Annotated in this window: 18 protein-coding genes and 1 pseudogene; 13 read left to right on the top strand and 6 right to left on the bottom strand. The window is 57.2% G+C overall.

Features of this window, described 5'->3' with window-relative positions:
• The first annotated feature begins 22 nt into the window (after positions 1–22).
• From upp to moaE, 5 genes are all read left to right on the top strand, one after another.
• Entirely contained in the window at positions 23–652 is a 630-nt protein-coding gene (upp, locus tag FHJ80_RS14545; protein WP_044628300.1) for a uracil phosphoribosyltransferase, read from the top strand.
• A gap of 137 nt (positions 653–789) precedes the next feature.
• Positions 790–2,019: a uracil-xanthine permease family protein gene (locus FHJ80_RS14540; protein WP_176558252.1), complete on the top strand. Its 1,230-nt coding sequence runs from the start codon at positions 790–792 to the stop codon at positions 2,017–2,019.
• Between the two features lie 22 nt (positions 2,020–2,041).
• Entirely contained in the window at positions 2,042–2,590 is a 549-nt protein-coding gene (mobB, locus tag FHJ80_RS14535) for a molybdopterin-guanine dinucleotide biosynthesis protein B (protein WP_139528049.1), read from the top strand.
• Positions 2,591–2,607: 17 nt separating this feature from the next.
• Positions 2,608–3,402: a cyclic pyranopterin monophosphate synthase MoaC gene (gene moaC, locus FHJ80_RS14530; protein WP_139528048.1), complete on the top strand. Its 795-nt coding sequence runs from the start codon at positions 2,608–2,610 to the stop codon at positions 3,400–3,402.
• A gap of 3 nt (positions 3,403–3,405) precedes the next feature.
• Positions 3,406–3,882 (top strand): molybdopterin synthase catalytic subunit MoaE, encoded by a 477-nt coding sequence (gene moaE, locus FHJ80_RS14525; protein WP_255303967.1) that lies wholly within the window; start codon positions 3,406–3,408, stop codon positions 3,880–3,882.
• Positions 3,883–3,885: 3 nt separating this feature from the next.
• On the opposite strand, the gene FHJ80_RS14520 is transcribed toward moaE, so the two are convergent.
• Entirely contained in the window at positions 3,886–5,487 is a 1,602-nt protein-coding gene (locus FHJ80_RS14520; protein WP_139528216.1) for a ribonuclease J, read from the bottom strand.
• Positions 5,488–5,760: 273 nt separating this feature from the next.
• Between FHJ80_RS14520 and purU the strand changes: the two genes are divergently transcribed.
• On the top strand, positions 5,761–6,615 hold the full coding sequence (gene purU, locus FHJ80_RS14515; protein WP_139528047.1) for a formyltetrahydrofolate deformylase: 855 nt from the start codon (positions 5,761–5,763) through the stop codon (positions 6,613–6,615).
• Between the two features lie 15 nt (positions 6,616–6,630).
• Entirely contained in the window at positions 6,631–7,302 is a 672-nt protein-coding gene (locus tag FHJ80_RS14510; RefSeq protein ID WP_139528046.1) for an energy-coupling factor ABC transporter permease, read from the top strand.
• A 37-nt stretch (positions 7,303–7,339) separates the two neighbouring features.
• Here the strand turns inward: FHJ80_RS14510 and lexA are convergent, their stop codons facing one another.
• Positions 7,340–8,014 carry a transcriptional repressor LexA gene (lexA, locus tag FHJ80_RS14505; RefSeq protein WP_139528045.1) on the bottom strand — a complete coding sequence of 225 codons (675 nt, stop codon included), beginning with the start codon at positions 8,012–8,014 and terminating at the stop codon, positions 7,340–7,342.
• Between the two features lie 250 nt (positions 8,015–8,264).
• On the opposite strand from lexA, the gene FHJ80_RS14500 reads away from it, so the two are divergent.
• The 4 genes from FHJ80_RS14500 (at position 8,265) to FHJ80_RS14485 (ending at position 11,152) form a co-directional block, all read left to right on the top strand.
• Positions 8,265–8,942 carry a TetR/AcrR family transcriptional regulator gene (locus tag FHJ80_RS14500; RefSeq protein WP_139528044.1) on the top strand — a complete coding sequence of 226 codons (678 nt, stop codon included), beginning with the start codon at positions 8,265–8,267 and terminating at the stop codon, positions 8,940–8,942.
• Positions 8,920–9,435 (top strand): L,D-transpeptidase, encoded by a 516-nt coding sequence (locus FHJ80_RS14495; RefSeq protein ID WP_139528043.1) that lies wholly within the window; start codon positions 8,920–8,922, stop codon positions 9,433–9,435. The genes FHJ80_RS14500 and FHJ80_RS14495 overlap by 23 nt, the downstream gene beginning before the upstream one ends.
• 84 nt (positions 9,436–9,519) lie before the next feature.
• A complete protein-coding gene (gene nagZ / locus FHJ80_RS14490; RefSeq protein WP_139528042.1) occupies positions 9,520–10,530 on the top strand; it encodes a beta-N-acetylhexosaminidase in 1,011 nt (336 codons plus the stop codon).
• Between the two features lie 43 nt (positions 10,531–10,573).
• Positions 10,574–11,152 (top strand): hypoxanthine-guanine phosphoribosyltransferase, encoded by a 579-nt coding sequence (locus tag FHJ80_RS14485; protein ID WP_139528041.1) that lies wholly within the window; start codon positions 10,574–10,576, stop codon positions 11,150–11,152.
• 12 nt (positions 11,153–11,164) lie between these two features.
• Here FHJ80_RS14485 and FHJ80_RS14480 read toward each other — a convergent pair whose 3' ends face one another.
• Complete coding sequence (locus tag FHJ80_RS14480; protein WP_139528040.1) at positions 11,165–11,998, bottom strand: pyruvate, water dikinase regulatory protein; 834 nt, start codon at positions 11,996–11,998, stop codon at positions 11,165–11,167.
• A 233-nt stretch (positions 11,999–12,231) separates the two neighbouring features.
• On the opposite strand from FHJ80_RS14480, the gene ppsA reads away from it, so the two are divergent.
• Complete coding sequence (gene ppsA / locus FHJ80_RS14475; protein ID WP_139528039.1) at positions 12,232–14,616, top strand: phosphoenolpyruvate synthase; 2,385 nt, start codon at positions 12,232–12,234, stop codon at positions 14,614–14,616.
• Positions 14,617–14,768: 152 nt separating this feature from the next.
• Entirely contained in the window at positions 14,769–16,556 is a 1,788-nt protein-coding gene (gene ggt, locus FHJ80_RS14470) for a gamma-glutamyltransferase (RefSeq protein ID WP_139528038.1), read from the top strand.
• Between the two features lie 7 nt (positions 16,557–16,563).
• Here ggt and FHJ80_RS14465 read toward each other — a convergent pair whose 3' ends face one another.
• The 3 genes and pseudogenes from FHJ80_RS14465 to acnB form a co-directional block, all read right to left on the bottom strand.
• A complete protein-coding gene (locus tag FHJ80_RS14465) occupies positions 16,564–18,450 on the bottom strand; it encodes a glycerophosphodiester phosphodiesterase family protein (RefSeq protein WP_255303973.1) in 1,887 nt (628 codons plus the stop codon).
• A 62-nt stretch (positions 18,451–18,512) separates the two neighbouring features.
• Positions 18,513–19,008: pseudogene (gene rraA, locus FHJ80_RS14460) on the bottom strand (ribonuclease E activity regulator RraA).
• Between the two features lie 137 nt (positions 19,009–19,145).
• Complete coding sequence (acnB, locus tag FHJ80_RS14455; protein WP_139528036.1) at positions 19,146–21,749, bottom strand: bifunctional aconitate hydratase 2/2-methylisocitrate dehydratase; 2,604 nt, start codon at positions 21,747–21,749, stop codon at positions 19,146–19,148.
• Between the last annotated feature and the right edge of the window lie 5 nt (positions 21,750–21,754).

The raw sequence follows: 21,754 nt of genomic DNA, 5'->3' as shown, positions 1-21,754 counted from the left end.
TCCCCTGCAGTGAGGAAGTCCCATGAGTGTCTACGCCATTAACCATCCGCTTGTTCAACATAAGCTGGGACTAATGCGCGAAGCTGATTTGAGCACTAAAAGCTTTCGTGAACTGGCAGGTGAAGTGGCTAAACTCCTGACCTACGAAGCGACCAAGGGTCTGGAGCTCGAAGATCATGAGATTCAAGGCTGGAACGGTGAGCCTATAGCGACACGTCGCTTGAAAGGCAAAAAGGTGACCATCGTTCCGATTCTGCGGGCAGGCTTAGGTATGTTGGAAGGCGTGACAGACCTTATTCCTAGCGCGCGGGTCAGTGTCGTTGGCCTGTATCGCGATGAAGAGACGCTGCAGCCGGTGCCGTATTTTGCAAAATTCGCCAACGACATCGAAGAGCGTATGGCGATTGTGATCGACCCGATGCTGGCAACCGGTGGTTCGATGGTGGCTACGTTGGACATGCTGCGTGAGCGTGGCTGTGAACACATGAAAGTCATCGTATTGGTGGCTGCCCCTGAAGGGATTAAACGGGTGCAAGATGCGTATCCCGATGTAGAAATTTACACTGCCTCGGTGGATGACCGACTCGATGAGAATGGCTACATCGTCCCCGGCTTGGGAGACGCCGGCGACAAAATTTTCGGAACGCGCTGAGCGCTCCGTCTCGAAACGCCCCTTACGCTTTGCGTTAGGGGCATTTTTTTGCCTCCGTGACTTGGCTATGTACGAACACTATCTGCGCTAGCCGCCATTTCGTACAAAACCTAATAACAGACCCCAGGAGTGGTGTGATGATAACGAGTGCGAGACAAGAGTCTTGGCCAAAAATGTTACTGACCGGCGCGCAGATGCTGTTCGTGGCCTTTGGTGCATTGGTACTGGTTCCGCTATTGACTGGGTTAGATCCCAGCGTGGCGCTGTTTACAGCCGGACTCGGTACGCTGGTCTTTCATGGCGTCACCAAGCAGAGCGTGCCGGTATTTCTGGCCTCCTCGTTTGCCTTCATCGCGCCCATTCAGGGCTCTGTCGCCAGCTTCGGCGTGTCGGCGACGCTGGGTGGGTTGATGGCGGCCGGGTTGGTGTACGTGGTGATTTCTCAGGCGGTACGGCTGAAAGGGACGGCTTGGCTGCACCGGCTGTTGCCCGCCGTGGTGGTCGGTCCCGTCATCATGGTGATTGGTTTGGCGCTCGCCCCGGTCGCCGTCAGCATGGCAACCGGCGAGACCAGCGACTCCATTGGCTACGGCCAAGCGATATTTCTTTCCATGGCAAGTCTGTTGGTGACCCTGGTGCTCGCAGTATTTGGCCGCGGCCTGTTGCGTTTGGTGCCCATCATGGGCGGTATTGCAACGGGCTACGCGCTGGCGCTCATCATGGGAGTGGTTGACTTTACGCCGGTGCGCGATGCGGCTTGGCTGTCGTTACCCAACTTTACGGCGCCTAGTTTCCATTGGGCGGCCATCCTGTTCATGATTCCGGTCGCGATTGCGCCTGCCGTCGAGCATATTGGTGACATGGTGGCGATTGGTTCGGTCACGCGTACCAACTATCTGGAAAAGCCTGGCTTGCATCGCACGCTACTGGGCGATGGTTTGGCCACCACCGTCGCTGCGCTGTTTGGTGGGCCGCCCAACACGACTTACTCAGAAGTCACCGGTGCCGTGACGCTGACCAAGGCCTTCAATCCGATGTACATGGTGGTGGCGGCGGTCATCGCTATCGTTTTGGCCTTTGTCGGCAAGCTTGGTGCGCTACTGCAAACCATCCCTGGGCCAGTCATGGGGGGCATCATGACGCTTCTGTTTGGCTCGATTGCCGTGGTCGGTATGAATACTCTCGTGCGCGCAGGGCAGTCGTTGACGGCGGCGCGTAACTTGGTGGTGGTGTCGCTGATCTTGGTGTTTGGCATCGGCGGTATGCAATTTGGTGGCGGGCAGTTCACGCTACAGGGCGTAAGTTTGGCCGCTCTGGTCGGCATTGCGTTAAACTGGTTGCTACCAGCAGAAAAAGAGGGTGAGTGAGTCGTGACAGACAGGATGCGTTATGAGTGAGGCGCTACGCTGCCCGTTTCCGGTTCTGGGGGTGGCTGCCTGGAGTGGTACCGGTAAAACCACGCTGTTAGAGCAATTGTTGCCGCTTCTGCGCGGCATGGGAGTGTCGGTGGCGGTTATCAAACATGCGCACCATCATTTCGACGTGGACCAGCCGGGTAAGGACAGCTACAGGTTACGCAGCTCGGGGGCAGCGCCCATGTTGATTGCGTCGCGCCATCGCTATGCGCTGATGCAAGAGACGCCGGGGCAAGAGGAGCCCGACTTGGCCCATTTGCTGGCATTAATGGCTCCCCATTCGCCTGATTTGGTAATTGTGGAAGGCTTCAAAGCTTGGCCGATACCTAAGTTGGCGCTCTATCGAGAGGGAATTGGAGACCCGGCGATTCTTTCCGACCCTTGGGTGCAGGCCGCAGCGTTGACCGGCGAGCCTCCTGTGAAGCTTGCGTCTTCGGTCACGCGTTTGGATTTGAATCGCTGTGACGCGATCGCCCGCTGGGTCAGTGACTGGGCCGACCAGCAGCGGCGCAACTTGGCTTGATGATAAAAGGTGACACCATGCAGTTAACCCACCTGAACGCGCACGGCGAAGCCAATATGGTCGACGTCGGCGATAAGCAAGAGACACGTCGAGAGGCCGTCGCCTCGGGGCGTATCGTCATGCAGCCTGCTACCTTGAAGTTGCTGAGCGACGGCGCGTTGCCCAAAGGCGATGTGCTGGCCACGGCGCGTATTGCAGGGATCCAAGCGGCTAAACGCACCCACGAGCTCATTCCTCTGTGCCACTCGCTGGCACTTTCTAAAGTCGCGGTAGAGTTCGACATTGACCATGATCAAGGGTGTGTGAATGTGTCGGCCATGTGCCGTTTGAATGGCCGTACCGGGGTCGAGATGGAGGCGCTGACTGCCGTATCGGTCGCCTGCCTGACGCTTTACGATATGTGTAAAGCGGTCGACAAGGCAATGCGTATCGAAGCGGTACAGCTGGATAGCAAGCAGGGCGGACAGCGCGGCGATTACCGCCGCGACATGACGGCTCCCATCGTCACTGGTGAAGGTGCTGCGGGCGAGGTGAGCCTCGGCGAGCGCTGTGTCTCACCCTGTGTGCGGGTCAAGTTTTTGGCCGAGCTGCGCGAGCGCGTTGGGGAGAGTGATTTGGCCATTGGGTTGGACAAATTGCCAAGCCGTGATGTGGCTGGGCTAAAAGCCGCGCTCAAAGCTCAAGATGCGCGCTTCTCAGTGCTGGCAGACCGTCGAACGCTGTGCGCGATTAACCAGGTGATGGCCAACGACAGCGCACGCATTACCGATGAAGACGAAGTGGCCTTTTTCCCCCCGGTGACCGGAGGCTGAGCCGTGTCCGTTAACGAACAGAAAGCACCCGACATAGGGGTAGTCGTGCAGTCTGCTCCGTTCTCCATGGCCTACGGTTATGAAAGCGCGTTGCGCCAGCGTACCGACATTGGCGCGATCGTCACCTTTACGGGGCTGGTGCGAGATTTCAACGAAACGCCCGACGTCATCGGTTTGACCCTGGAACACTACCCAGGCATGACCGAGCGCACCTTGGCACGTATTGCAGAGCAAGCGTGTCAGCGGTGGTCATTGCAAGCGGTGAGGGTCATTCATCGCGTGGGAGATTTGTTGCCGGGGGACCCCATTGTCAGGGTGCTGGTTGCCAGTGCACACCGCCGAGATGCCTTCGAGGCCTGCGATTTCATCATGGACTACTTGAAGACCCAGGCACCTTTCTGGAAAAAAGAGCACTCTAGACAGGGAGCATACTGGGTGAAAGAGCGCGACACCGATCAGCAAGACGCTGCTCGGTGGTAGTGCTCAAGGCTCGTCGTTCAATTCCTCGATGGTTGGCATCTCGGCGGCCATGATCTGCAGGTGCACCTCGGGCATATGCTGCAAGTGATTCGCCAACCAGTGTACCAACCGAGGCTGTAGCGCATGGCGTAAATCGGCTAGCGTATCTGCGGTGATCTCATCGAGCTGCTCGTCCAGCCACTCGCTAAAGCTGTCTTCATCCATGGGGCTGGCCCCGCTAGCATCCAGCATCAAGCGTCCAATGCGGCACCAGCCCGTCTCGGTGGCCGCTACCGGCAAAGCCAAAAAAAGGCTGCCGCGACGTGCCGAGGAGTGGCCCGTATCCAAGCCAGGATGAGCGACTACGCTATTTTGATTGACGATGCAGGGAGGCTGAGGATAGCGCGTCTCGCAGCGTAACCCTTGCTGGTCGAGTACTAGCATGTCGCCATTCACAGGCGTCAGCGGTGCTTGAATGCCCAGCTCTTCGGCAAGCGCTTGATGCGCCGCTTGATGGCGAGCCTCGCCATGCACCGGTAGCAGCATTTTGGGTCTGACCCACTGATAGAGCTTTCTAAGCTCTTCCTGGGCAGGGTGTCCGGTAGCGTGAAGCTCGGGATGGTTCGTTTCATCGAACAGCGTGACATCGAGTTGCAACAAACGCTTTTTAAGCTGCTCGATGGGGCGCTCATTGCCTGGAATGGCTTTGGCAGAAAAAATCACGCTATCGCCCGGTTCTAAATCGACAAAGGGGTGGCGACGCTGGGCCAATCGTTGCAAGGCGGCGCGAGGCTCGCCCTGGCTACCGGTGGCAATGATCACGACCTCTTCAGGGGGGAGGTAGCCCAGGTCATGGGCGGGCACCAGGGGCGGGAAGTCGTCCAAATAGCCCAGGCCTCTGGCCACACTCACCATCCGCTCCATCGAGCGGCCCATCAGGCTAACCCGGCGTCCACTCGCCTGGGCTGCCAAACCAATGGCCAATACCCGCGCTAGGTTGCTGGCAAAGCAAGACACGACCACCCTGCCTGTGCAAGCGCTCAGCGTGTTCGCCAACGCCTTGGCAACGTCCCCTTCGCTGGCGGACTGTCCCGGCATGGGCGCGTTGGTTGAATCCCCTACCAGCAAATCGACCGGTGCCAGTGCTCTGAATTGAGCCGCATTGACCGGTGAGCCAATGAGCGGGGTTGGGTCCAGTTTCCAATCACCCGTGTGGAGAATGCGGTAATCCCCCGCTTGCATCATGATGGCGCAGCTCTCGGGGATGGAGTGGGTAACGCTGAGATAGCGAAGGGTGAAGGGGCTACTCTCTACTGCCTCCCCCGGTTCGATGGTCTGGATCGCTGCGCTACTGAGCTGATGTTCGGCAAACTTGTAGCGCAAGAGTCCCGCTGCGAGTGGGGTGGCAAAAATCGGGCAGCCCCATTTGGGCCAAAGCCACGCCACGGCGCCGATGTGGTCTTCATGGCCGTGGGTAATGAACAGGGCTTTGGGGGTGATCTTGAGCGCTTCCAGGGTTTCCGTGTTGGGGACTTGAAGCGGAGAATTCGGCAGGTCTTGGCGAATCATCATGCCGCAATCAACGGCGATCCACTGATCGTCATACCCATACAGCGTGAGGTTCATTCCAATTTCGCCACAGCCACCAAGCGGTAGCAGGCGCAGGGGCGGGCGGCGACGGGGACGAAGTTGAACGCGTGATGGATGCATCAGTTATGAAAAGCCTAGAAAGTAATGTCTTAACTATACGGGATGCGGGGGGCGGGTAACAATCATCGCGGCACCAGACCGCGGTGCTTCCTTATCTTGCTTACGTTACACTAATGCGGCTAAAGCGTTTATCTGCCGTTAGGCAGGTGCTTGGCGAGCGTGCCGTTAAATACGTTAAGAGTGTCTGTGATGTCTCATTATTACCGTTTAGTTGTTTCCTGCCCCGATCAGGTGGGCATTGTGGCGCGTGTCTCAAGCTTTATTGCTCAGCAGGGTGGTTCCATTACCGAAGCAAGCCAGCACTCTGATTTAGAGACTGGTCGCTTTTTCATGCGCTATGAAATTCTGGCGGACTCACTGGGTATGTCGGCGGAAGCGTTGCGCACGGCGTTCGAGCCCGTCGCCGCCGAATTCGATATGCAGTGGTCGTTGGTAGATACGCAAAAGCGTCGCCGTGTGGTGCTCATGGTGTCTAGAGAGTCTCACTGCTTGGTCGACTTGCTGTATCGCTGGCAAGCAGGCGAGCTGGATTGCGATATCGTGGGCGTCATTTCTAACCATGACGATATGCGTTCACTCACGGAGTGGTACGGTATTCCCTATCATCACGTACCGGTCGATCCTACCAACAAGCAGCGGGCATTCGATCAAGTGCAAGAGCAGATAGATGCGGCCCGCGCCGACTGTGTGGTGCTGGCGCGCTACATGCAAATACTGCCGCCTTCCCTTTGCGAACGCTATGCGGGCCGAGTCATCAATATCCACCACAGTTTCCTGCCGTCGTTCGCGGGTGCCAAGCCGTATCATCAAGCTTATGAGCGCGGTGTGAAGCTGATCGGTGCGACCTGCCATTACGTCACCGAAGAGCTGGACGCGGGCCCGATCATCGAGCAGGACATACATCGGGTCAGCCATTGCCACACGCCGACCGATCTCGTTCGCTTCGGTCGCGACGTTGAAAAAGCGGTGTTGGCGCGTGGTTTACGCTGGCACTTGGAAGATCGTGTGCTCATTCACGGCAATAAAACGGTCGTCTTTAGTTAATCTACCGGGGGCGCTATGTCGTTTGCACAGAGCGTATTGGCACCATGGGCGCTGGTGATGACGTGGTTGTTGTCATTGGGCATGGTGGGCTGGTGCATTTGGCTGCGCCCTTGGCAACCGTTGCTCGAAGATAACGCGCTCCAACATCGATGGTTGGCCGCGACGCTTGTCGTCATGCTGTTTTGGCAGCTTCGCGCTCAAGCAGTGGATTGGTTGACGCTTCACCTAGTATTTACGGTGTTAATGACGCTGGTCTTTAAAATGCCGTTAGCGCTGCTGAGCAACGTAATGATCAACGCTGCCATGGTAGCGATTGGACGTAACGAGTGGAACCTTCTTGGGGCGAACGTACTGGTGACTGGCATCGTGCCTGCTATGGTGACAGGCATCGTGTGGCGTCTGGTGGATCGCCGCCTGCCGGATAATTTGATGGTGTTCTTATTCGCCTGCGGATTTTTCGGCGCAGCGCTGTCGACGTTAGGTGGCGGGCTTGTCGCGGTGGCGCTCATCATATTGGCGGGCACGGATCCTGAGGCCGTATATCTCGCTCAAGAGTATGCCCGCTTTTTACCGCTGCTGATGCCGTCGGAAGCCTTCATCACCGGGATGCTGCTCAGCATCTTGCTAGTCTACCACCCAAGTTGGGTGGCCACCTTCAATGACCACCGTTACATCGACTCACAGTAAATACACTTCGTGTGCCGGGTCTGACCACGGCCTCAGCTCAGCCGAGCGCTTGTCCGTTTCCGCCCCGAATAACGCCGACGCCGACACCCTCGATATCCAGTTGTTGGGTGCGCAGATCGATCTCGATCGGTGGGAAGTCGGCATTCTCGGCGATCAACGTGACTTGATGGCCCTGGCGTTTAAAACGCTTGACCGTCACTTCGTCTTCTAACCGTGCTACGACGATCTGGCCATCGCGTACGCGATCAGTGCGATGAACGGCCAGAAGATCGCCTTCCAAAATGCCGACATCTTTCATGGAGAGGCCGCGTACACGTAATAGGTAATCGGCTTTGGGCGTAAAATACTCGGCTGGAAGCGGGCAGTAGCGGTCTATGTGTTCGGCAGCCAAGATTGGACTACCGGCGGCAACTTCGCCAATCACGGGTAGCCCATTGGGTACAGGCTCGGAGGCGGCCGTTGTCGTTGCTGGCACTTCGCTAGGTTCCAGCACCTCCTGGTTCGGTAGCCGAATTCCCCGCGACGTATTTCGAATGATGCGTATGGCGCCTTTACGCTCGAGCGCACGCAAATGCTCCTCGGCAGCATTTGGAGAGCGGAACCCCAGCGCCTTGGCGATTTCAGCGCGCGTTGGCGGGTACCCCAGGTCACCCATGGTTTTGACGATGAAATCAAATACGTGCTGCTGACGTGCTGTGAGTGGACGAGACATACCAAACTCCAAAACAGTGAAAAGACAGTAGCTACATGTCGGCTTAATCAGTATGTGTTTAAGTATACAGTATGTTGCTCTGTCCAGTACATGGTCCATGACAAACGCCAGTACATAGCGAGCTCTTTGAAAGCTAGGTAAAGAAGGCGCCGCCCATGGACCGTTGGCGAACTGGATAAGTGATTGAGCCTGTCAAACATATGTCATAGTATGCAGCGTTGTTTAAAACACCTGTTTTTTGGAGGGCGAGATGGCCCAATCAGATACGGTAACGCGTATATTGGACACGGCAGAGGTGCTATTTGCAGAGCGAGGCTTTGCCGAGACGTCGCTGCGCAATATCACCAGCAAGGCACGCGTCAATTTGGCGGCCGTCAACTACCACTTTGGTTCCAAAAAAGCACTGATTCAAGCGGTGTTCGCTCGCTATCTCGATCCGTTTTCGGCACGTTTTCATACGGCACTGGATGAACTCGAGACGCGCCATCAAGGTCAACCGATTCCTTTGGAAGTGCTGCTTGAGACCATGGCGACCACGGTGTTGGCCGTCCCGGCAGAACGCAATAGCCTGAAAGTGTTCATGAGGCTCCTGGGTCTGGCGTATAGCCAGGCTCAGGGGCATTTAAGGCGTTATATTCAGCAGCAATATGGCGACGTGTTTACGCGCTTCACCGAGCTGGTGCGCCAAGCGACCCCAGACCTGCCGGACGCTGAGCGTTTCTGGCGGCTACACTTTATGTTGGGAACGGTGATATTCACGCTGTCAGGCTTGGATGCGCTGCGTGATATCGCCGCCAAGGATTACCAAGAACAGGTCACGGTGCGAGATCTGGTACGACGCCTGCGGCCCGTCGTGGTCGCCGCCATGAATGCGCCGTTGCCCGCCGCGGTTGAAGAGGGTCACCATGGAAACGCCCAAGCTAGCTGAGCTGCCGCCTACACACGGTGGTTGGATAGAGATCGATACCCAGCGTCAGAGACTCTGCTGGTGGCAAGGTAACGATATTCAGCATGAGTGTACGATTTCGACGGGGCTGGCAGGCGTTGGGCAGGAAGAGGGCAGCGGTCAAACGCCGCTTGGCTGGCACTACGTTCGCGCATCGATTGGCCAAGGCTGCCCCGATAACGCGGTATTTCAGGGGCGCCGTTGGACGGGCGAAGTCTATTCGCCAACTCTCGCGGCCAGCTTCCCCAAGCGTGACTGGATCCTGACGCGGATACTTTGGCTATGCGGTTTGGAGCGCGGCGTGAATCGCGGGGGAAACGTCGATTCCCAGCGGCGCTACATATACTTGCATGGCACCCCAGAGGATCAGCCCATGGGCACGCCAGCCTCACACGGTTGTATACGCGTGCGCAATCACGATTTACATTTCCTATTCGATCACGCCCAGCCCGGTACGCCGGTTTGGCTGCATTAAGCCCACCCACAGGACGTCGCGCCAGAATTTTGACACGCCAAGCGGTTAGTCTAGAATGGCGCCCTTTTTGTTGGACTCACCATCATGACGCAACCCATTGGCCCGGTCATGCTCGACCTTGAGGGGCCACAGTTAACCAACGCTGACAAGCGCCTGCTAAAAGATCCTGCCGTAGGCGGTGTGATTTTGTTTGCTCGTAACGTCGAAGACGCGTATCAGGTTCGCAAGCTGTGCGACAGTATTCGTCGTGTGAGAGGCGATTTGCTACTGGGGATCGACCAAGAGGGGGGGCGTGTCCAGCGAATCAAGCAGGGCGTTACCCGGCTACCCGCTATGGCGCGTCTGGGTGAGCTGTTCGCCAGCGACCCGGTCGCGGGTGTGAGTCTTGCCAAAGATACCGGCTGGCTGTTGGGCATGGAGATGGCCGCCTGCGGATTGGATATCAGCTTCGCCCCCGTATTGGACGTTGAGAGTGGCGTGTCCAGCGTGATTGGTGAGCGCAGCTTTAGCAGTGACCCTATTCACGTAGCCAAACTTGGCCATGCGTTTATCGAGGGCTTGCACGAGGCTGGCATGGCCGCTGTGGGTAAACACTTTCCCGGGCATGGGGGCGTGGCGGCAGACTCCCACGTGGCGCTACCCGTCGATGACCGGCCGCTAGCCGAATTGAAAGCGCGCGATCTTGTGCCGTTTCGTGAACTTGCGGGCGTTTTAAACGGCGTCATGCCAGCCCATGTCATTTATTCGGCGTTCGATAAACGTCCCGCTGGGTTTTCGCCGACGTGGCTGGGCATGCTACGCGAATCGCTGGGTTTCAAAGGGTGTATTTTCTCGGATGATTTGAGCATGACCGGGGCGCATGAAGCCGGTGGACCCACGGAGCGCGCCAAGGCAGCTTTGACGGCTGGCTGCGACATGCTGCTGATATGTAACGATCGTGCCGCTGCTCTTGAGGTCGTCCACGCCTGTGAAGGGGTATCGAACAAACGCCCTGCCAAACTGCGTTATGGCCGTGCGAGACCTGATATCGATGCCCTGGCTGCCCTTGGGCGCTGGCGGCGCACTCATGCCAAGCTAGAAGCATTGGCGAATTAATTTTATACCGTTATCTGTTAAGACGTCTTTATGGAGATGGAGCATGTCCAAGTTGGATAAAGAAGCGCTTGAATCGTTGGATTCCATGCGTGAGTTGATGGATAACGCGGATTGCCTGATATCACAGGAGCAGGTAGAGCGAGCGTTGGATCGCATGGCCGAAGAGATCACGCGTGACTTGGGCGACAAGCTGCCGGTGTTTTACTGTGTCATGAACGGTGGTCTCATTACCACGGGCCACTTGTTGACACGTCTAGGCTTTCCATTGGAAGTGGACTATCTACACGCCACTCGTTATCGCAACGAGTTGCGCGGCGGTGAGCTTTTTTGGCGCGTTTCTCCGGAGGTGCCGATGGCGGGGCGTCACGTCGTCATCGTCGATGATATTCTCGATGAAGGCGCGACACTGGCCGCTATTCTCGAATACTGCAAAGAGGCACAGGCCGCCAGTGTCACGACCGCGGTATTAGTCGATAAACAGCATGACCGTAAAGCAGTGCCGGGACTGAAAGCCGACTACTGCAGTTTGGAGGTGGCCGACCGCTACGTTTTCGGTTTTGGTATGGATTACAAAGGCTATTGGCGTAATGCCCCTGGGATTTTTGCGCCTAAGGGCATGTAATCACATCCGCGCCTAGCGAGGAGAGAAACGCCTTGCTAGGCCGGTCTCCGCAATCATTCGCGTTGAAATCTCCTCCACGGAAAACCGCGTCGTATCGATGAACGGAATGTGCATGGTTCGATACAGCGATTCTGCCTGCTCTACTTCCTGCAAACACTGATCCATTGAGCTGTAGCGGCTGTTGGGCCGTCGCTCGTTACGAATGGCCGATAGCCGACGGGCATCGATGGTCAAACCAAACAGTTTGTGTCGATGAGGAGCTAAGGCTTTGGGGAGCTTGAGGTGACCGTCTTCGTCGAGGTCGTCCTCGGTCAGCGGATAGTTGGCGGCGCGAATGCCGAACTGAAGCGCTAGGTATAGCGACGTCGGGGTTTTGCCGCAGCGAGACACCCCGACCAAAATGATGTCGGCTTTGTCGTATTGATGGGTGCGTGCGCCATCATCGTTATCGAGCGCAAAGTGTACCGAGTGGATACGGTCCATATAGACGTCGTCGCTGCCAATGGAGTGAGTGCGCCCGACGCTATACGATGAGTGGGTTTCCAACTCCTGCTCCAGCGGCTCCAGGAACGTCGAAAAAATATCGACCTTGAAGCCCGACGCCTGGCGAATGACGTTACGGATGTTTTGATCCACGATGGTATCGATGATGATTGGCCGATGACCATCGCGGATAGCGGTGGACTCGATGACCTCCGCCAGCGCTTGGGCTTTTTCCACGGTATCGATATAAGGTTTAGTCAGCATGTTGATCTCGACATCGCTGAACTGGGCCAGCAAGCTGCGACCCAAACTCTCTGCGGTAATGCCTGTACCATCGGAAATGAAAAAGGCCGTTCGTTTCATAAACTGTTCCGCCAGCTAGAGATGCGTTAAGCGTCTATTGTGGGCTGCCTCTTCCATCAGCACAATGCTTCTTGCCACTACATAAAACAGCCATATTCGATCGTTGTTGTAAAAATCCTCCACTCCCTTCGCTGTTAGACCAATGGCGAATAGGGCCCCGCAATGCTAGGGTGTCAGCGTCTAACAGTGTCGCCCTGATGGGTTGCAACAGAGTCTGAGAGCGAGGGGGTTGCGTGGAAGAGTACATTCTGTGGTTCGATCAGCTAGGTATGGCAGACGTCGAACGCGTGGGTGGTAAAAATGCCTCGCTAGGCGAAATGATTTCCAACTTGTCGGGTGTTGGCGTCACGGTGCCCGGCGGTTTTGCGACCACGGCCCACGCATATCGTGAGTTTCTGTCCCATGAAGGCTTGAACGACCGCATCAATGACACGCTCGCTCGCCTAGACGTCGACGACGTCAAAGCGTTGGCTGAAGCTGGTAAAACGATCCGCCAATGGATCATCGAGACACCGCTGCCCCCCGCTTTCGAAAAATCCCTGCGTGATGCCTATGAGCAACTCCAGGCGCAGCATCCCAACCTAAAAGTGGCCGTGCGCAGCTCTGCCACGGCTGAAGATCTGCCCGATGCCTCCTTTGCAGGGCAGCAGGAAACCTTCTTGAACATCGAGGGTTTTGCCAACATCAAGCACGCCGTGCATGAAGTGTTTGCCTCGCTCTTCAATGATCGCGCAATCTCTTACCGCGTGCACCGTGGCTATGCCCACGAAAACGTGGCCCTGTCAGCGGGCGTCCAAAAGATGGTGCGTTCCGAAACGGGTGCTTCCGGGGTGATGTTCACGCTCGATACGGAGTCGGGCTACCGTGATGCCGTGTTCGTCACGGCCTCATGGGGGCTGGGCGAAACCGTGGTGCAGGGAGCCGTCAATCCTGACGAGTTCTATGTTCACAAGCCCACCCTGGCTGCCGGCCGTCCGGCGGTGTTGCGCCGTACGTTAGGGTCCAAGTTGATCAAGATGGTTTACGGCCAAGATGCCAGTGCCGGTAAGTCCGTCGAAACTGTCGATGTGCCCTTTAAAGACCGCGGTCGCTTTTGTATTGATGATGAGCAGGTCATGGATCTGGCGCGCCAGGCCGTGATCATCGAGCAGCACTACCAACGCCCCATGGATATCGAGTGGGCACTGGACGGTGACGACGGCAAGCTCTACATCGTGCAAGCACGTCCTGAAACCGTGGTGTCTCAGCAAGAGGGTGGCAAGCTCGAGCGCTTTCAACTGCGTGAGAAAGGCCGCACCCTGATTACTGGTCGTGCCATCGGTCAGCGTATCGGGCGAGGGGCGGTCAAGATCGTTCTTAGCCCTGACGAAATGGACAAAATTCAGGAAGGCGACATTCTAGTGACCGACATGACGGACCCTGATTGGGAGCCGATCATGAAGCGCGCATCGGCCATCGTGACCAACCGCGGCGGCCGTACCTGCCACGCGGCGATCATCGCGCGTGAGCTGGGCATTCCGGCCGTGGTGGGCTGTGGCGACGCTACCACGCAGCTGCAGGAAGGCATCGACGTGACGGTTTCCTGTGCGGAGGGTGATACTGGCCACGTTTATGAAGGGCTATTGGCTTTTGATTGTAATGTGTCCAGCGTCGATTCGATGCCGGAAATCCCGTTCAAAATCATGATGAACGTGGGTAATCCGGATCGTGCGTTTGGCTTTGCCAGTCTGCCTCATGCCGGTGTCGGCTTGGCGCGTCTGGAGTTCATCATCAACCGCATGATTGGCGTGCATCCGAAAGCGCTGCTCGAGTACGATACGCTGCCTGCGGATCTTCAGCAGGTCATCGATCTACGTACTGCTGGCTATGCCGATCCGGTGAGCTTCTACGTCGATAAGCTGGTGGAGGGAATTTCCACGCTAGCTGCCGCTTTTCATCCGCAGCGCGTGATCGTTCGGTTGTCGGATTTTAAGTCCAACGAGTATGAAAACCTGATAGGCGGTAAGCTCTACGAGCCTGGTGAAGAGAACCCCATGCTGGGTTTCCGTGGGGCTTCTCGCTATATCTCCGAGGCATTTCGTCCTTGTTTCGAGCTCGAATGTCGCGCGCTGAAACGTGTGCGTGACGACATGGGGCTGAACAACGTCGAAATCATGGTGCCGTTCGTCCGTACCACGGATGAAGCGCGTGAAGTGGTCGATCTGCTAGCGGCTAACGGTTTGCAGCGTGGCGGTGATGAGCACCCTGATGGTTTGAAGGTCATCATGATGTGTGAATTGCCCGCCAACGCGCTATTGGCGGACGAGTTCCTCGAGTATTTCGATGGCTTCTCCATTGGCTCGAATGACCTTACCCAGTTAACGCTGGGCTTGGATCGGGATTCAGGCATCGTGGCGCACTTGTTCGACGAGCGTAACCCTGCAGTGAAAAAGCTGCTCGCCATGGCGATCAAAGCTTGTAAGGAGAAAGGTAAGTACGTGGGTATCTGTGGCCAAGGGCCGTCTGACCACCCAGATCTTGCCAAGTGGTTGATGGAGCAGGGGATCGATTCGGTGTCGCTCAACCCTGACGCCGTGCTCGAAACGTGGTTCATGCTAGCGGGGGAAACCATCGCCTAAGCTTGCGACCTTGAAATTAGCCTGCTTGCTATTTTACGCCCGGCCATTGTGCCGGGCGTCCTCGTTTTATAGGCTAAGCTGTTGTTTGAATGTCAACCGGGCGCTTTCGTCTGGGTGGCTAACGTCTGCGCTAAGGTTCAAGGAGAAAAGCGATGCGTCCAACAAGGGCTCTCTCACTCACTGGTTTACTGCTGGTGCCCATGGTGAGTTGGGGGTTTAGCTACGAAACCCCTTCTATTACCCCAGAAGTTGGATCGGGTTTCGAAGAGAAACCTGGCTGGGCAGCCGAGACCTTTGCCGTGGCCGCTGCCAACCCGTTGGCCACCGATGCAGGCTACCAAGTGCTCAAGGCGGGAGGAAATGCCATTGATGCGGCAGTCGCCGTGCAAATGGTACTGACGCTGGTCGAGCCGCAGTCCAGCGGTATCGGCGGCGGGGCGTTTCTAATGCACTTTGACGGGGCGGACGTGCAAGCTTATGACGGGCGTGAAACGGCCCCTGCCACGGTGACAGGCGAACTGTTCATGGAAAATGGTGAGCCGTTACCCTTCATGGGCGCCGTTGCCAGTGGTCTCTCCGTGGGAGTGCCGGGTACCGTCCGCATGCTGGAGCAGGCCCACGCTGAGCATGGTCAGCTCCCTTGGCGAGAGCTTTTTACACCCGCCATCACGTTGGCAGAAGAGGGGTTTGCCGTCAGTCAGCGACTGCATACCAGTCTTGCCAACGACGAGGCCTTGCGACAGAACGAGCGTGCTCGGGCATTTTATTACACCGCCGAGGGCGAACCGCTTGAAGTCGGCACCTCCCTGAAAAATCCTGCGTTGGCGGCCATTTTGCGCCGTATCGCGGATGAGGGAAGCGCCGCATTCTATGAGGGGGCGGTCGCGGAGGATTTGGTAGAGCAAGTGCAGTCACACCCGGTGCGGCCCGGTACCATGACGCTGGAGGATATCAGCGGTTATCAGTCGTTAGCGCGTGAGCCGCTGTGTACGCCCTGGCAGCAGTGGGAAGTATGTGGTTTTCCTCCGCCCTCATCTGGTCATCTTACCGTCATGCAGATTCTGGGCATGATGGATCAGCAGCCGCTGCTTGAAGCGCCGTTGGAGGATGGCGTGACCAGCAGTGGTTGGTTGCATCAGTTCTTGGAAGCTTCTCGACTCGCCTTTGCTGACCGTGGACGTTACATCGCCGATCCTGATTTCGTCGACGCGCCGGGCGGTGACTGGTCACTGATGTTGGCACCCGATTATCTGGACAAGCGCAGCCAATTGATTGGCGACGAAAGCATGGGTGAGAGCGCCGAGCCGGGCAACCCAGGGGAACTGGCCGTCAGCTTTGCCAGCCAGCCGGAACAGCCTGAGTACGGTACGAGTCATATCAGTATCGTCGATGCCGACGGCAATGCGATTGCAATGACGACCACCATCGAGCAGGCCTTTGGATCGCGGCTGTTAGCGGACGGCGGCACCGATTTGCCGGGCGGCTACTTGCTCAACAATGAGCTGACGGATTTCTCTTTTACCCCAGAAATCGATGGTCAGCCGGTGGCCAACCGTGTCGAGCCAGGTAAACGTCCTCGCTCAAGCATGAGTCCTACGCTGGTTTTCGATCAAGAAAGCGGCGAGTTAGTGGCGAGCCTGGGGTCTCCCGGTGGCGCGGCCATCATTCATTATACCGCGCGCACCCTGGCGGCCATGCGTGATTGGGGGCTGAACGCTCAAGAAGCGCTCAATCTACCTCATGCCATCACGCTGGGTGGTGATGTCTATCTAGAGGAGGGGCGTTTTCCAGATTCGACCATCGAAGCGTTGCGCGAACGTGGTCACACCGTCAGCGAACGTGAGCTGACAAGCGGCCTGCAAGCGATTCGGCGCTTGGAGGATGGCACTCTATTTGGCGGAGCCGATCCTCGCCGTGAAGGCGTTGTCATGGGCGAGTGAACCCGATTCACTGGCGTAGCCAGTTGCGAAGTTTGACCAGCATGAGGCCGCCGTCGCTCAGCGATCGGCGGTCTTCTATTAGCTCACGAAGCCGATCAGGGTAGTCGGTAATGATCGCATCGACACCCAAATCGATGAGTGTCGACATTCTCGCTCGATCATTGACCGTCCAAGCATGGATCTCATACCCAAAGCTTGCCGCCAAGCTGACCTCTTGACCCGTTATACGATTATGGCGCAAGCCCAGGGCGTCAAATTGGCGGCGATCCAGGGTGCCTGGCAATATCAGTTGCGCCAGCAGCGTAACCCTTAGTTCGGGAGCCCTTGCTTTGATGTAACGCACCAGATCAGGCGACATGGTCGCGATGCGCATCTCCATTAGCGCGTTGGGAAAGCCACAAGCGGTCATGCCGCTCAGGGCGCTTTGCTGCGTGGCCCAACAGCGATAGCGCAGATCGCTCTCTTCTTGGAGAGCATCGATGACGGCTTGAGCAAGCATCTGCTCTTGGCCCGGTAACGCTTTCATGTCGATCATTAGTGACGCCCGTCCGCGCACGATGCCAAGAGCGTCATCCAGCCCCGAGATGCGCTCGTTTTGAAAAGCATCGCCAAACCAACTGCCGACATCGAATTCGCTCAGTTCACGACGAGTCAGATCGCCGAATTCCCTTGGGTCGCCAGTGAGGCGGGCGAGCGTTCGATCGTGATAGAGCATGACCTGCTGGTCGGCGCTCAAACGTACATCGAGTTCAACGGCGTCGGCGCCATCTTCTAGTGCTTGTGATACGGCGGCCAGGGTGTTTTCCGGTGCTACCATGGAGCTACCCCGATGGGCGATGATGGTGACGTTGTCGCGAATGTCAAAGCTGTTGAGAATCCACCACGCCTGCAGGCCAGCGAGCAGCAGCACACAGAGCTCCAGCGCCCAGGCCATGCGACCCGTATGTGCATTGGATGATGGCGGTGCCGGACGTGTTTTGTGATGGGCGAGTTGCATATACAGACACGCCGACAGCAAGGCATTGGTGGTAATCCCCAAAAACGTCATGGCCAGAGTGATGAGCACATAGCCGGTCAAGTAGACCAGCATGGCCGGTATCAACAGGGCATTGTGTTCCGGCAGCCACCACAGTAGCGGGGTGACCACGCTGTCGAATAGCCAAGTAGTGAGGATCGGCAAGCTAATGATGATGGCCAGCAGGATGAGGACGGCTGCGCCAATCGAGCGATGCCAGCCGCGGGTCAAATGCACGCTGTGTTTTAGCGCCTGGAGAGGCGAGTAGGCTTCTAATGCCACGAGCGGCAGCGCCAGTAGCCAGCGCAGGTAAAGCCAAGCGGCTAGCAGCATCCATAGCAGAACGAGGGGTAGCGCACAGGCCAGAAAATACCACAGTACGGGGGGGCGAATGCGCTGCAGGTAATAAGGGTCGAGGCCGCTTAGCCAAAGATCGTAGAGCCATGTGAGCGCTACCATGAAGGGGGCCAGAAGTAGGAGATGACTTCCGACTTGTAAAACGACCAGCACGGCTAGCGCCGGCAGACGTCGCGTGCCTAACCACAGTGCCTCCAGGGCCAGTCGGTAGTGATGGTCTTTCGGCCTGACAGCGACATGTAACATACCCGCTTGCTGCCAGTAGATAAGTAAAAACGTCAGGCCGAAGCCGACGAGCATGACCAGTAACCCCAGGGGGCTGAACAGCAGCGCGAGTAGGGCGTCTGTGGTCACCACCGTGCGGTTTAGCTGTGCTAGAAAACGCTGCGACAGCCAGGCAACCGTAGGCAGCAGCAGAGCGGATGCCAGTAAGGTAAACAGTAGGTGATAAGCAATCAGTGGTCGAAGGTGGTCTCGCAGGGTACGAAGAAGGGCGTGGCCTAATAGAGTGAGCGGCTGCATGGTCACGAAAGTGTCAAAGTAAAGCTTCAGGGTGGCACTCTCTGCCACCCCTGGCAAGTATGCTAAGAGAGTTTGAGCGGCTGTTCGGCGATGATGATGCCGTTGTTGTCAGCATAAAGCCACTGACCAACCCTAAGCGTAACGCCTGCAAAGGTCACGGCAAGGTCACGCTGGCCCTCACCGCGCTTGTCACTTTTGCGGGGATGACTGCCGAGGGCTTGGATACCTAAAGGCAGTGTTGCAAGAATATCGACATCTCGTACACAGCCGTACATGACGACTCCCGCCCAGCCGTTTTGTGCGGCTTTCTCTGCCAACATATCGCCTAACATGGCACAGCGATGCGATCCACCCGCATCGACCACCAGGACGGCCCCTTCGCCTGGTTCCGCCACGGCTTGTTTGACCAGCGAATTATCTTCGAAGCATTTCACGGGTGCGAATGGGGCCATAAAAATTGTCGACACCGCCAAAGTTAGCGAAGAGAGGCTCTAGTACCTCTACCTCGGGATAGGCATCGCATAGATCGGGGGTGATCACTGCGCTTGTCGTTGTCATGGGTAACTCCTTGATTGAATGTGCCATAAAAAAACGCCCCTACCATCGAAGGAAGGGGCGTTCTGTCATCGACTCAGCGAGGGATTAGCCTGGCTGCGATGTTGCGAGCATCGGCGATGGGTCGGTGCCACGGGCTATCAGGCCTCTTGGGCGACCGGTATCACGTTCGAGGCAATCTTTTGATACTCCTCGATTTCGTGGAAGTTCATGTAACGATAGATCTCGCCTGCCAGGGCGTCAAACTCGCCCATGTAACGCTGATACTCATCAACGGTGGGCAGACGACCTTCTACAGCGGCAACCGCTGCCAGCTCTGCTGAGGCGAGGTAGACATTGGCACCATCGCCTAGACGGTTCGGGAAGTTACGTGTAGACGTGGACACGACGGTGCTTTTCGCGGCAACGCGTGCCTGGTTACCCATACACAGAGAGCATCCCGGCATTTCCATGCGAGCGCCTGCACGGCCATAGATGCCGTAGTAACCCTCTTCGGTCAGCTGATGCTGATCCATTTTGGTCGGCGGTGCGAGCCAAAGACGGGTTTTCAGGCTGCCCGCAGGCTGTTTTTCGAGTAGCTTACCGGCCGCGCGGAAATGACCGATATTGGTCATGCACGAACCGATGAACACCTCGTCGATTTTCTCACCAGCCACGTCGGACAGAAGACGCGCGTCATCCGGGTCGTTCGGTGCACATAAAACCGGCTCTTTGATGTCAGAGAGATCGATTTCGATGACTTCGGCGTACTCGGCGTCTTTGTCGGCGCGCATTAGGCTCGGGTTGGCCAGCCACGCTTCCATGCCTTCGATACGACGGCTAATGGTGCGCTCGTCGCCGTAGCCATTAGCAATCATCCACTTGAGCAGCGTGATGTTGGATTTCAGGTACTCCGTCACGCTCTCTTCAGACAGCGTGATGGTACAGCCAGCGGCGCTGCGCTCGGCGGAGGCATCGGAGAGTTCGAATGCCTGCTCGACGGTGAGGTCTTCCAGGCCTTCGATTTCCAGTACGCGGCCCGAGAAGGCGTTTTTCTTACCGGATTTCTCGACGGTCAGTAGGCCTTGTTTGATGGCGTACAACGGAATGGCGTGAACCAAGTCGCGCAGCGTGACGCCCGGCTGGCGCTTGCCTTTGAAACGCACTAAAACGGATTCCGGCATATCCAGCGGCATCACGCCCGTGGCCGCCGCAAACGCGACCAAGCCCGAACCGGCGGGGAAGGAAATGCCCAGCGGGAAGCGGGTGTGCGAGTCACCGCCGGTGCCCACGGTATCCGGCAGCAGCATGCGGTTTAGCCAGCTGTGGATAATGCCGTCACCTGGGCGCAGCGAAACGCCGCCTCGGTTCATGATGAAGTCCGGCAGGGTGTGGTGAGTGTCTACGTCAACCGGTTTCGGATAAGCCGCCGTGTGGCAGAACGATTGCATGACCAGATCGGCTTGGAAACCAAGACAAGCAAGATCTTTCAGCTCGTCGCGGGTCATTGGGCCCGTGGTGTCCTGGGAGCCTACGGTGGTCATCTTCGGTTCGCAGTACATGCCGGGACGAACGCCGTCCATGCCGCAAGCCTTACCCACCATCTTCTGCGCTAGCGTAAAGCCTTTGCCAGTATCGGCCGGCTGATCGGGCAGACGGAAAACGTCTGAAGGCGCCAAGCCTAGCGACTCGCGCGCTTTACCGGTCAGGCCCCGGCCGATGATCAGTGGAATACGGCCACCTGCGCGAACTTCGTCGAGAATGAGCTGAGTTTTCAGCTCGAAGGTGGTCAGCACGTCATCGGTACCGTGTTTGCACACCTTGCCTTCATAGGGGTAAACGTCGATGACGTCGCCCATTTCTAGTTTGGAAACGTCCATTTCTACGGGCAGCGCACCGGAGTCTTCCATGGTGTTGAAGAAGATAGGCGCAATTTTGCCACCGAAGCAGAAACCACCGGCGCGCTTGTTCGGGACATAAGGAATGTCGTCACCGAAGAACCACAGCACGGAGTTGGTAGCAGACTTACGCGAAGAGCCGGTGCCGACGACGTCGCCGACATAGGCCACTGGGAAACCTTTGGCTTTGACGTCTTCGATCTGCTTGAGCGGGCCCGTGGAGCCCGGTACTTCAGGCTCGATGCCTTCGCGCTCGTTTTTGAGCATGGCGTTGGCATGCAGCGGAATATCGGGGCGTGACCATGCATCCGGGGCGGGGGAGAGGTCATCGGTGTTGGTTTCACCGGGCACCTTGAAGACGGTCAGGGTGATTTTCTCTTCCAGCGCGGGCTTGGAGAGGAACCATTCGGCATCGGCCCAGGATTGAATCACGTCTTTGGCAACGACGTTGCCTTTCTTGGCACGCTCTTCCACATCGTGGAAGGCATCGAACATCAGCAGGGTGTGCTTCAGCTGTTCACCTGCTTCACGGGCTAGCTCTTCATTATCAAGTAGCTCTACCATCGAAACGATGTTGTAGCCGCCTTGCATGGTGCCGAGCAGTTTGACCGCGTGAATTTTATCGATCAGCGGAGAGGTCGCTTCCCCTTTGGCAATGGCCGTCAAGAAGCCAGCTTTGACGTAGGCGGCTTCGTCGACACCGGGAGGAACGCGATTGGTGATTAAGTCGAGAATGAATTCCTCTTCACCGGCCGGGGGCGCTTTGAGTAATTCGATCAAGGCCGCGACTTGCTCGGCGGTCAGGGGCTTGGGGGGGACGCCCTCTGCGGCGCGTTCCTCGACATGTTGGCGGTAAGCTTCAAGCACGTTGG

It is taken from the genome of Halomonas sp. BL6 (genome assembly GCF_006228115.1).
In the GTDB taxonomy this organism is placed as follows: Bacteria; Pseudomonadota; Gammaproteobacteria; order Pseudomonadales; family Halomonadaceae; genus Vreelandella; species Vreelandella piezotolerans.
This window is presented reverse-complemented; position numbering and strand designations above follow the sequence as displayed.